The organism is Paraburkholderia sp., from assembly GCF_049581445.1.
Lineage (GTDB): Bacteria > Pseudomonadota > Gammaproteobacteria > Burkholderiales > Burkholderiaceae > Paraburkholderia.
The window spans coordinates 1-11,117 of sequence record NZ_JBAURZ010000168.1; the positions used below are offsets into that span (position 1 = coordinate 1).

The 11,117-nt window shown below is 61.2% G+C and carries 9 protein-coding genes and 1 tRNA gene; 2 read left to right on the forward strand and 8 right to left on the reverse strand.

The window, feature by feature from the left end; all coding sequences use genetic code 11:
* The coding region (locus WCA85_RS15205) for a chorismate mutase (protein WP_424065196.1) at positions 1-586 on the reverse strand (586 nt) is incomplete at its 3' end.
* 224 nt (positions 587-810) lie between these two features.
* Positions 811-960 carry a hypothetical protein gene (locus tag WCA85_RS15210; RefSeq protein ID WP_167470519.1) on the reverse strand — a complete coding sequence of 50 codons (150 nt, stop codon included), beginning with the start codon at positions 958-960 and terminating at the stop codon, positions 811-813.
* 950 nt (positions 961-1,910) lie between these two features.
* Here WCA85_RS15210 and WCA85_RS15215 point away from each other — a divergent pair.
* On the forward strand, positions 1,911-2,135 hold the full coding sequence (locus WCA85_RS15215; RefSeq protein ID WP_424065199.1) for a hypothetical protein: 225 nt from the start codon (positions 1,911-1,913) through the stop codon (positions 2,133-2,135).
* 127 nt (positions 2,136-2,262) lie between these two features.
* Here the strand turns inward: WCA85_RS15215 and WCA85_RS15220 are convergent.
* The 3 genes from WCA85_RS15220 to pepN all read right to left on the reverse strand — a co-directional run bounded on the left by WCA85_RS15220 (position 2,263) and on the right by pepN (position 6,347).
* A tRNA-Thr gene (locus WCA85_RS15220) sits at positions 2,263-2,338 on the reverse strand.
* Between the two features lie 54 nt (positions 2,339-2,392).
* Positions 2,393-3,409, reverse strand: a complete 1,017-nt coding sequence (locus WCA85_RS15225; RefSeq protein ID WP_424065200.1) for a class 1 fructose-bisphosphatase — start codon at positions 3,407-3,409, stop codon at positions 2,393-2,395.
* A 244-nt stretch (positions 3,410-3,653) separates the two neighbouring features.
* A complete protein-coding gene (gene pepN / locus WCA85_RS15230; RefSeq protein WP_424065202.1) occupies positions 3,654-6,347 on the reverse strand; it encodes an aminopeptidase N in 2,694 nt (897 codons plus the stop codon).
* A 180-nt stretch (positions 6,348-6,527) separates the two neighbouring features.
* On the opposite strand from pepN, the gene WCA85_RS15235 reads away from it, so the two are divergent.
* Positions 6,528-7,226 (forward strand): DUF4136 domain-containing protein, encoded by a 699-nt coding sequence (locus WCA85_RS15235; RefSeq protein WP_424065203.1) that lies wholly within the window; start codon positions 6,528-6,530, stop codon positions 7,224-7,226.
* 97 nt (positions 7,227-7,323) lie between these two features.
* On the opposite strand, the gene guaD is transcribed toward WCA85_RS15235, so the two are convergent.
* The 3 genes from guaD to xdhC form a co-directional block, all read right to left on the reverse strand.
* The gene (guaD, locus tag WCA85_RS15240; protein WP_424065205.1) at positions 7,324-8,670 is read right to left on the reverse strand and encodes a guanine deaminase; all 1,347 of its coding nucleotides are present in this window, start codon (positions 8,668-8,670) and stop codon (positions 7,324-7,326) included.
* Positions 8,671-8,759: 89 nt separating this feature from the next.
* Positions 8,760-9,806, reverse strand: coding sequence for an adenosine deaminase (locus WCA85_RS15245; protein ID WP_424065207.1), 1,047 nt, complete (start codon positions 9,804-9,806; stop codon positions 8,760-8,762).
* 80 nt (positions 9,807-9,886) lie between these two features.
* Entirely contained in the window at positions 9,887-10,894 is a 1,008-nt protein-coding gene (gene xdhC / locus WCA85_RS15250) for a xanthine dehydrogenase accessory protein XdhC (RefSeq protein ID WP_424065208.1), read from the reverse strand.
* Positions 10,895-11,117: the final 223 nt, after the last annotated feature.

The window sequence follows — 11,117 nt, forward strand, 5'->3', positions numbered from 1 at the left end:
CGCCGACCCCGCCCACTTCGCACACGTGACCGAGCGCGTGCGTGAGAGCGGCCGAGTGCGCCGAGTCATAGCGCGTCAAGGTCTTCCAGTTAGCGATCCCCTGTGCCACCTGCGACGGACAGTCCGGCGCGGTGCGTAAACCTTGGACCCGGGCGAGTCCGGCGATCATCGATTGTGTCAACCGGTCCAATTGAGGACGGGTGCTGGTGGCGAGATCGGGCGCAGGCTCTTCAGGCGGTCGGGTGCTACGCCACGTGGCGAACAGGGCGCTCTGCATCTCCTTGCTCGCATCGATCTGATCCTGAAAGAAGGCGCGCGCGAATGCCGGATCAACCTGCGCTGTCGCAGCGCGCTTCTCGACGTCGGCGAGCAGAGCGGCTTCACGCGGCGCATCGGTAATCGCCTGATGGTGGGCCCACTTCCAGCGTGCAACCGGCTCGGCTAGCGCAAGGCGCTGCGACACCAGGGAGATCAGATTGGTGAGCGCCGTGTTGTCGCGATCTGCTTTAGCAGGCGCTGGCGCGACGAGCAAAGCGGCGCTCAGTGTCAAGGCGCCAAAGACGCCAGTGCGATACGAACGATTCATGAGGGAAGTTTGACCGGGCGGTCGAAACGGAAAGCCTGAAGAATAAACGATGTGTCGGCCGCGCGGCCCGTTTCATACGAGCGAGCGCATTCGCGCCGGCCTTTTACCCGACGCGAATCAATCAGCCAGACGCAACGCGTGATGGATCACGTTGCGTGCATGCGAGCACAAACTGATCACGCTTGAAAGACATGATCGAGATGTTGCGGCGCGGCAATCCGGTGTTACTTCTGATCGCACGACTTGCGTTGTTCGTCAAAGAACGCTCGAACATGCTCAGGCAGTTCTGCGCCCAGGAACTCAACGCCAGCGGGTTCCGGATCCGGGCTGAAGACTTTATCCGGGGTCGGAATCTTGGGCGGTTTGGCATCCATGATATTTCTCCTGTACAAACTGATTATCTGCCTCGGTCCCCGTTTTGCACCAGTGGTACGAACCGACAAAGATGTTTTTCCATACAGATTTGTTGCTTTATCGGCACAGCGCTAAGTCACTACAACTCATTTGAATTAAATTTAACGATTGCCTGTATTTACGAACGATCGGACCTAAGTGTCTGACCGGATACCGCGTTGTCTTCGTAACGGGCCGCCAGCTAAAAAACTATTGTCCCGCCAAGTTATGTTCGCTAACACACACCGCGCGACTGTCGTCTGAATTTCCACCCGAAGTGCGACCCGTGATCCCCTTCTCAGATGCTCCGCAACCTCTCCCATGAAAGGTTGCTGCATTGCCGCGTAACAGAAGCAAAACCTCGGTGCCAGGTCGACCACTTACTTGATCAGGATGCCTTAAGCAATCGCCGGCGCAAGACTGCAAGCCAAGCCGTGCCCATCGTGACGGCTATATCGTTAGCGTCGCTATGGGCTCAATAAATGGCGCCCTTAAATTGGGTTAACGACTGATTGGGTGATTACGTTGACGCGCTTGTCGGTTCTTTTAACTAGGCATATGAAATGACAAATGCGCCGCGCATCTGGCGTAAATCTAGCTTTGCGTGATGACAAGGGCGGGAAGCAAAGGCAGCAATGAACCGGGCAATCAACTAATTCGCACGGGCGTGCGAGTTGGCGGCGCGGCCGCACTATCGGCTCGTGAATGTGGCAATGCAGAACAGGGCGCCTAACAGGAAGGCCACTGCGAGAATGAGGTCGTATGGGTGCTTCATGTGACACCAACTATGATTTGCGGCGATGTTACCCGGCCCCGTGGATGTCGAATGTCAAGGATGGTCAGGGACCGCACAATCGGGGCGTCGTTCAAGGACCACGTTGTGACGCCTCATGCTACGATTTATCGTGAAAGTCCTTGGATGGTGAACGCTATGGCCAAGCAATTGATTCCGCCAGAACGCTTTATAGAACTCGCGAACTCAGAAATCGAAGCGCACGTGCGTTTTCAGCCGGGAATGCGGATTTCCCTGGGTGCTAGTCTCCCGAACGGAAGTTACGAGATCGAATACCACGGAACAGGCACGAAGCGAGTCGCGGTTGATGTTCGTCTAAAGCTCATGGCCGCGTATGAAGTGAGGCCGTTTCCTTTGTTCTGAATGGGTTTTGCAACCGGCTCAATACGCGGCTTTTCATGTCGGTTCTCTCAAGCACAGCGGCGTGATACGCGCGTCAAAAAGCAAAAAGCCCAGTCGCAATGACTGGGCTTTTTGCTTGAATCTGTATTGGTGCCGGAAAGAGGAATCGAACCCCCGACCTTCGCATTACGAATGCGCTGCTCTACCGTCTGAGCTATTCCGGCATCAGGAGAATCGAGATTATATGGACTTCTTTATCGTTTTGGCAAGCCCCTGACTCAACTTTTCTTTTCAATATGGTAGCGGGTGACGCGATCTACCTCATTCTTCGAGCCGAGGAACACCGCTACGCGCTCGTGCAAGCTCTTCGGCACGATGTCGAGAATGCGCTTCTCGCCGTTGGTCGCGGCGCCGCCTGCCTGTTCGACGATGAACGCCATCGGATTCGCTTCGTACATCAAACGCAGTTTGCCGGGCTTGTCCGGCGTACGCTTGTCGGCCGGATACATGAAAATGCCGCCGCGGTTCAAAATGCGATGCACATCGGCCACCATCGAGGCAATCCAGCGCATGTTGAAGTCTTCATGGCGCGAGCCGTCCGTACCGGCTTTCAGCTCGCCGATGTACTGCTGCACGGGCGGGTACCAATGACGCTCGTTAGACGAGTTGATCGCAAATTCGCGCGTTTCCACGGGAATGCGCATATCGCTTTGTGTGAGTACCCACGAGCCCAGTTCACGGTCGAGCGTAAAGCAGTTCACGCCGTTGCCCGTGGTGAGCACCAGCACGGTCTGCGGACCGTACACCGCGTAGCCCGCGGCGACCTGCTGGGTGCCGGGCTGGAGGAACGACTGTTCGGTGGGCTGCTGGCCATCCGGGCACCGTAGCACCGAAAAGATCGTGCCGATCGACACGTTTACGTCGATGTTCGATGAGCCGTCGAGCGGATCGAACACCAGCAGGTATTCGCCCTTCGGATAGTTGGCCGGAATGGGCGAAAACTTTTCCATTTCTTCGGACGCCATGCCAGCCAGATTGCCGCCCCATTCATTGGCTTCGAGCAGGATGTCGTTGGACAGAATGTCCAGCTTCTTCTGCACTTCGCCCTGGACGTTCTCGCTGCCGGCAGTGCCGAGCGCATCGCCCAGCGCGCCTTTGCTGACGTGGTAGCTGATCGCCTTGCAGGCGCGCGCAACGACTTCGATCAGGAGGCGCAGATCCGCCGGCAGATTGTTGGTTTCGCGCTGCTGCTCGATCAGGTACTTCGTGAGAGTGGTACGACGGTGCAATGCCATTGCGATACTCCGATAAGGCGAAGGAATACTACGATTTTACCCGCTCGGTGTGTCTTTCCTGTGCTTTCGAAATATCAGGCACGCAGCATCGGCGTTAAAGCACAGTCCTTGCGTCGAACCTGGACCATCGCGACGCTACTGGCACCGCTCTCAGCAAGCGCTGAGCCGTCGGATAAATTGATGCCGGCGATAAAAAGCCGGCAACACGTGCCGGCTTATCCCTACAGAAAATCCGCCAAAAAGATCAGGCGAGCGCCTTTTCGACGATTTCCCGCACGTCGCGCGACTTCACCTGAGCCGCGACCTTTTCCAGTGCCGCGCGCATGCCTTCGCGCAGGGTCGGCGTGAAGCGGCGCCACAATTCGAGCGAGCGTGCAAGACGCGCGGCGACCTGCGGATTGAGCGCATCAAGCGCGATCACCTGTTCGGCCCAGAATGCGTAGCCGGAACCGTCCTCGGCGTGGAACTGCGCCGGGTTGGCCGCGCAGAAGCTGAAGATCAGCGAGCGGGCGCGATTCGGATTCTTCAGGGTGAAGGCAGGATGCGCCATCAGCTTGCGAACGATTTCGATGACTGGCCGTTGCGCGTTACCGCGCTGCGTGGCTTGCAGCGCGAACCACTTGTCGATGACGAGCGGCTCGTTTTCGAAGCGTCGGTAGAAGTCCTCGAGCGCGTCCTGCGCCTGGGTCCCGCCGCCTGCCGCCGCGGCATTGAGCAACGTGGACAGCGCTGCCGCGCGGTCGGTCATATTGTTCGCTTCGGCGTATTGCGCCGAGGCAAGGCGCACGGCTTCGGCCGGATCGTCGAGCTCCGCAAGATAGGACAGGGCGAGGTTCTTCAGCGCGCGATGGCCGCCCGCCTTCGGGGTGGCCTCGTACGCACCCGGCGTGAGGTTGGCTTCGTACACGGCGAGCCATTCGCTCTTGAGCGCGGCGGCAAGACGCTTGCGCACAAACTGGCGCGCGGTGTGCACGGCGGCCGGGTTCGACTCGGCCATCTGTTCGGCCAGATACGCTTCGGACGGCAGGATCAGCGCCAGTTCGCGGAACGCCGGCGAGAGTGTCTTGTCGGTCAGCACGCGCGCGAAGGCAGCGACGATCGAGTCGTCCAGTTCCAGCGTCAGGCCGCTTGCCGCACGGCTCGCCAGCGTCAGCAACTCACGCGTGGCGAGGCGTTGACCGGCTTCCCAGCGGTTGAACGGATCGCTGTCATGGGCCAGCAGGAACGCCAGTTCGTCGGCCGCGTAGTCGTACTCGACGATCACCGGTGCCGAGAAGTTTCGCAGCAGGGAAGGCAGCGGCTTTTCGGCGACGTCCACGAACGTGAAAGTTTGCTCCGTCTGCGTGAATTCGAGCACGCGCGTCGTGGCCGACGCGGCGCCCGTTTCTCCTTCGAGGCGCAACGGCAGGTCGGCACCGCTTTTGCCAATCAGGCCAATCGCGAACGGGATCAGCAGCGCGCCCTTTTGCGTTTCGCGGGCGGCCGGGGCTGCGTCGCCGTAACCTTGGGTGAGCGTTACGCGGTATGTGCGCTTCGCAGCGTCGTACTCGGTCTTGACGGACACGCGCGGCGTGCCGGCCTGGCTGTACCAGCGCTCAAATTGCGCAAGGTCGCGGCCGTTGGCGTCCGCCAGTGCATGACGGAAGTCGTCGCAGGCCACCGCCTGGCCGTCGTGACGCTTGAAGTACAGATCCATGCCCTTGCGGAAGCCGTCGCGGCCAAACAGCGTCTGGTACATCCGCACGACTTCCGAGCCTTTCTCATACACGGTCATCGTGTAGAAGTTGTTGATCTCGACGTAGCTCTCCGGGCGCACTGGGTGTGCCATTGGGCCGGCGTCTTCGGCGAACTGCATTTGCCGCAGCACGCGCACGTCTTCGATGCGCTTGGTGGCGCGCGCGGCTTCATCAGTGGCGCCGCCGGCCATGTCGGCTGAAAACTCCTGATCGCGGAACACCGTCAGGCCTTCCTTCAGGCTTAGCTGGAACCAGTCACGGCAGGTGACGCGGTTGCCGGTCCAGTTGTGGAAGTACTCGTGGCCGACCACCGCTTCAATGTTGGCGAAGTCGGTGTCCGTCGCCGTTTCGGGGTTCGCCAGCACGTACTTCGTGTTGAAGATATTGAGCCCCTTGTTTTCCATCGCGCCCATGTTGAAGTCGCTCACGGCGACGATCATGAAGCGGTCCAGATCGAGTTCGAGACCAAAGCGCTGCTCGTCCCATTTGATGGAGTTGATCAGCGAATCCATCGCATGGCGAGTCTTGTCCAGGTCGTGCGGTTCAACCCACACCTGTAGCAGCTTCTCCTTGCCGGAGCCGCTCTTCACGCGTTCCTCGATGCAGACCAGCTTGCCCGCCACCAGTGCGAACAGATAGCACGGTTTGCGGAAAGGGTCTTCCCAGCGGGCGAAATGGCGGCCGTCCGGGAGGTCACCTTCTTCGAGCAGGTTGCCGTTGGACAGCAGCACCGGGTACGCGGCCTTGTCGGCGCGCAGCGTGACGGTGTAGGTAGCCATCACGTCCGGGCGGTCGAGGAAATAGGTGATACGGCGGAAACCTTCGGCCTCGCACTGGGTGAAGAAGTTGCCGCTGGACACATAGAGGCCCGACAGCGTAGTGTTTTCGACAGGATTGCAGATGCTGGTCAGCGTCAGTTCGAAGCTGTCCGGCACGTTGTCGACTGTCAGGCCATGCTCGTTGGTACGCACGGCGCCGTACGGGGCGCCGTCGATGGCGGCGCTGACGAACTGCAACTGCTCGCCCATGAGTTCGAGATGGGCGGCCCGCGAGGCGTCCGGGTTACGGCGCACCCGCATGGTGTTCTTGACGACGGTGCGTTCGGGCACCAGATCGAACTCCAGCGAGACGGTGTCGATCAGGAAGGCGGGCGGCGCGTAATCGGCGCGACGGATGACGGGGGGCGTTGCGGTATCTGCCATGGCGTTTTGTAAGAATAGGATATTGAGCCGGCCGCGCACCCAATGCGCACCGGTATATCGAGCCATTGTACAAAGCCATAAGGGATCTGCGGGTCGAACTTTTTGTCTAGGGGCCAGGTCAGCGTATGATCGGGCCGCCGCCGGAGCGTGCGGCGAGTACATGTAACGACGAGGAAGACCATGAAATCAGACCGTTGGACGCGGCGCGCCATTCTGATGCTGGCGGCGCTGACGGCATTGCTGTCCGGTTGTACGAGCTATGTGACCACCCAGGTCACCGCGTTTTCCGACTGGAGCGGTAACGACGCCAGCCGGACCTATGCGTTCGCACGCAGTGCGCGGCAGCAAAACAGTATCGAACAGTCCACCTATGAGTTGCTCGTTGCCAACGAACTGGCCACGCAAGGCTTCAGACAGGTCGACGAAGATCAGGCCCGCTACATGGTGGGGCTGGCGTATGGAACGCGCACGGACACCGTGAATGTGTCCCAGCCGGTGTTTTACAGCAGCCCGTGGCCCGGTCCGTACTGGGGCCGTCCGTTCGATCCATGGGGGGCGTGGGGGCCGTGGGGAGCGTTTCCGCCTGCGTACGTGAATCAGAGCTACCCGGTGTTCACCCATTCGGTGGGCATCCGGATCACGCAGCGCGTGACCGGCAAGGAGGTCTACAACGTGATGGCGCGTAATTCGGGCGACGAGCCATCGCTGGTTCGCGCCATGCCGTATCTGGTACGCAGCGCGCTGGCAGACTTCCCGCTCGGTAATGGCGCGGTGCGCACGGTCAAGCTACCGGTGGACAAGAACGCCGGCATCTCGAACGAGGCAGCCGGATCGCCCGCGCCCGCAGCCCCGACGTCGGCTCCGAGTGCGGTGCAATAAAGGCTGCGGCTGAGCCACCTCGAGAGATGTAAAGTGCTCAAGAAAAAACGGCCCGGCAGGTTATCCCTGCCGGGCCGTTTCGCTCTGACCCAAAGCGCTATGCGGCAATCTTCGCGTGCGTTGCCGATTGCTGGCGCGCTTCGCCACGCTTATGCACGCGCTTGCCGGCCGCATATGTTTCAAAGATCGCCCGATCGTCGCCGAGCAGCGCGAAGGCGAACAGCAACTCTTCGAGCGATTCGGTGCGGCCGGTGCGGCGTGCAAGCAGGGGCGTCGCCTGCGGATCGAGCACGACAAAATCCGCTTCCGAGTTCGGCTTGAGCGTGCCGACCTTGTCTGCCAGATCGAGCGCTTCGGCGGCGCCTGCGGTCGCCAGCCAGAACATGCGCGTTGCGGTGAGGTGATGGCCGCTCAGGCGCGCGACCTTGTGCGCTTCGTTCATGGTCTGCAGCATCGAAAACGAGGTGCCGCCGCCGACGTCAGTGGCCAGCGCGATCGGCATACCGGCTTCATCCGCCTTGTCGAAATCGAACAGACCGCTGCCGAGGAACAGATTCGAAGTCGGGCAGTGCGACGCCACGGCGCCGGTTTGCGCCATGCGCCTGCGATCTTCCTCGTCGAGGTAGATGCAATGGCCGTACACCGCGCGGCGGCGCAGCAGATCATAGTGATCGTAGATGTCCAGATAGCTGCGGTGGCCGGGGAACAGGTCGGCAACCCATTTCACCTCGTCGGTGTTTTCGGCGACGTGGCTCTGGATGAAGACGTCCGGATGCTCGCGCGCGAGCACGCCGCAGGCTTCGAGTTGCGCCTGTGTGGAAGTCGGCGCAAAGCGTGGCGTCAGGGCATACATCTGGCGTCCACGGTTGTGCCAGCGACCGATCAGCTCGGCGCTGTCGTCGTAGCCCGACTGCGCGGTGTCGCGCAGAAACTCGGGGCAATTGCGGTCCATCAGCACCTTGCCGGCCACCATGCGCAGATTGCGCGCTTCGCTCTCGGTGAAGAGCGCGTCAGCCGATTCCTTATGCACCGTGCAATACACGAGGGCGGTGGTGGTGCCACATGCCAGCAGTTCTTCGACGAAGAAACTTGCCGTGTCCCGTGCATACGCCGGGTCGGTAAAGCGGCGCTCGGTCGGGAATGTGTACGTCTCGAGCCACGGCAGCAGACCCGGCGCCGGGGACGCGATCATATCCGTCTGCGGATAGTGAATGTGCGTGTCGATAAAGCCCGGCACGATCAGCTTGCCGCGCAGGTCCTGCACCTGGGTGCCGGGGTTCAGTTGCGATGAGAGCGCTGCATAGGCGCCGGTCGCGACGACGTGGCCGTCCGCGACGATCAACAGACCGTCTTCGTGGAAGACCGCCGCGTTGGACGACTGCGCAGGATCACCGTTGAAGGTCAGCAGTTGCGCGCGATAGGCTGATTGTGCCAATTGAGTCATGGGGAAAACCGTCTCCGTTATAGGGATGTCATTGGTGCAGCGGCGGCGCGGACTGCGCCGCCGCTACGCCATTGATTGCGCTTGCGCTCTCAGTTCCCGCTGCCGGATTGCCAGTGAGCGTCGAGCTTCGCGATCAGCGCATCGCGTTCCGCGGGCGTCACAAACGCCGCTTCGAAGCTGTTGCGGATGATGGTGTAGACCTCGCCGTCAGTGAGCTTGAGGGCTTCGATAGTGGCGAGGTAGTTGGCGTTGACGTACCCGCCAAAGTAAGCCGGATCGTCAGAGTTCACCGTGACGGCGACGCCGTTGTCGAGCAACGCCTTTAACGTGTGCTTGGTCAGATCGTCGAACACGCAAAGCTTCAGATTCGATAGCGGGCACACCGTCAGGGCGACACGCGTGTCAGCGAGCCGCGCGACGAGCGCCGGATCTTCGATGCTGCGCACGCCGTGATCGACGCGATCCACTTTCAGCAGATCCAGCGCTTCGTAGATGTACGAGGGCGGTCCTTCTTCGCCGGCATGCGCGACGAGCTTCAGGCCTTTCGCGCGGGCCTTGGCAAAGACGCGCTCAAACTTCGAAGGCGGATGGCCGCGCTCCGACGAATCGAGCCCCACGCCAATCAGTCGATGCCTGTATTGGTCGAACAAAGGCAACGCTTCATCGAACGTCGCAAGTGCGTCCTCTTCGGAGAGATGGCGCAGGAAACACAGGATCAGCTTGCTCGTCAGGCCGCGTTTTTCCGCATCGGCCAGCGCGCGTTCGATACCGGCGACCACCGTCGCAATCGGTACGCCGCGTTCTGTATGAGTCTGCGGATCGAAAAAAATCTCGGTGTGGACGACGTTATCCGCGAGCGAGCGCTCCACATACGCCATCGTCATGTCGTAGAAGTCCTGCTCCTTGAGCAGCACACTAGCACCGGCGTAGTAGATGTCGAGGAACGATTGCAGATCCGTAAATGCATAGGCGGCGCGCAACGCATCGATGGAGTCGTAGGCGAGCTTCACGCCGTTGCGCCCGGCGAGCTTGAAGATCAGCTCGGGTTCGAGCGAGCCTTCGATATGGATATGCAGTTCGGCTTTCGGCGCGCCTGCGACCTTGTCGGCAAGAGGAAGAGCGGTCGTCGTAGTCATGTTCGTTGTTTCAGTGGTCTAATTTGTGAGGGGTCTTTGCTGGCCGGATGCGCGGCGCTGGGTGTGGATCCGGAGCGTCTTCACGCCACCTGCGCTGCGTGGGCGTTGGCTTCGACGGCCTGCAAAACCTGCGCGGCCGCCGAGATCGCAATGATCTCGGGCGACTTGTCGATAATGCCGTCCACGCCCAGTGGACACTTCATCCGCGCGATCTGCGAGGGATCGATGCCGCGCGCAGCGAGCCGGTGTTCGAACTGTTTGCGCTTGCTATGCGAGCCGATCATGCCGAAGAACGCGAAATCGCCACGCCGCAGGATGCGCTCGGCCAGTTCGAGGTCGAGTGCGTGATTGTGCGTCATTACGATGAAGTAGGTGTGCGGTCCGGCTTCATCGATAGCTGCGTCGGGCGCGTCGTTTGGATCGATCGTGACATTGGCCGCCTGCAACGTTTCCACGGGCGGAAACTGCGCGTCGCGCTCATCGACCCAGCGCACGTGACACGGCAACGTGGCGAACACACGTACCAGCGCAGCGCCCACATGACCGGCACCGAACAGCACGACTGCGAAGTCGCGCGGCGCGATGGTTTCGGTCAGTAGCGAACTGCTTTCGTCGAAGCCGGCGCCATCCCACAGCAAACAGTCGGGACCTTCGACGCCGGGTTCCGGGTCGGACAGCATCACCGCATCCGGTGCGGGGCCGAATGATACGCTACGCACCGTCGATTGATTGGCGGCCACGCGCTTCGCGAGCGACGTTATCCAGCCCAGATCGCCGATGTCGAGCCGTTCGAACGCGAGCACCACTGCACCGCCGCAGCATTGGCCGAGACTCGGACCCAGCGCGAAGCGCTCGAGCCGCCGTGCATTTGGCGTGCGCATGCCGTCCCGCAGGACCCGGCGCGCGCTCTCGATGGCTTTCCATTCGAGGTGGCCGCCGCCGATGGTGTGCTTCGCGGAATCGCGCGTGACGATCATCTTCGTGCCGGCCTCGCGTGGCGCCGAACCTTCGACGCGCGCAACCGTCACGAGGACGGCGGCATCGCCGTGTGCGAGCAGGTGTTGCAGATCGGTTAGCCAGGCATGCATCCGGCGGTTCTCCAAACAAGGCCGCGCGGGGTATCCGTGCGACCGGTTAAGCGTGGCGCTGCGCGTTCGTGTCGCACGGCGCGTGAAAATTCAGGCACTGGTGTCGACGCTCGCGGGCGCGCTCGTCACCTCCTGCTTCTGCTGCGGCGATCCTGACGGCGCTGGATCGGCGCTTGACGGCTGGAGTGCATCCAGCGCATCGAGGATGGCTTCGGGCGTGGCG

What these genes read in the sequence shown, in the direction of transcription:
- WCA85_RS15210 (WP_167470519.1), bottom strand. Translation starts at nt 960, where the DNA reads ATGGATGCCAAACCGCCCAAGATTCCGACCCCGGATAAAGTCTTCAGC.
- WCA85_RS15215 (WP_424065199.1), top strand. Translation starts at nt 1,911, where the DNA reads ATGGCCAAGCAATTGATTCCGCCAGAACGCTTTATAGAACTCGCGAAC.
- WCA85_RS15225 (WP_424065200.1), bottom strand. Translation starts at nt 3,409, where the DNA reads ATGGCATTGCACCGTCGTACCACTCTCACGAAGTACCTGATCGAGCAG.
- pepN (WP_424065202.1), bottom strand. Translation starts at nt 6,347, where the DNA reads ATGGCAGATACCGCAACGCCCCCCGTCATCCGTCGCGCCGATTACGCG.
- WCA85_RS15235 (WP_424065203.1), top strand. Translation starts at nt 6,528, where the DNA reads ATGAAATCAGACCGTTGGACGCGGCGCGCCATTCTGATGCTGGCGGCG.
- guaD (WP_424065205.1), bottom strand. Translation starts at nt 8,670, where the DNA reads ATGACTCAATTGGCACAATCAGCCTATCGCGCGCAACTGCTGACCTTC.
- WCA85_RS15245 (WP_424065207.1), bottom strand. Translation starts at nt 9,806, where the DNA reads ATGACTACGACGACCGCTCTTCCTCTTGCCGACAAGGTCGCAGGCGCG.
- xdhC (WP_424065208.1), bottom strand. Translation starts at nt 10,894, where the DNA reads ATGCATGCCTGGCTAACCGATCTGCAACACCTGCTCGCACACGGCGAT.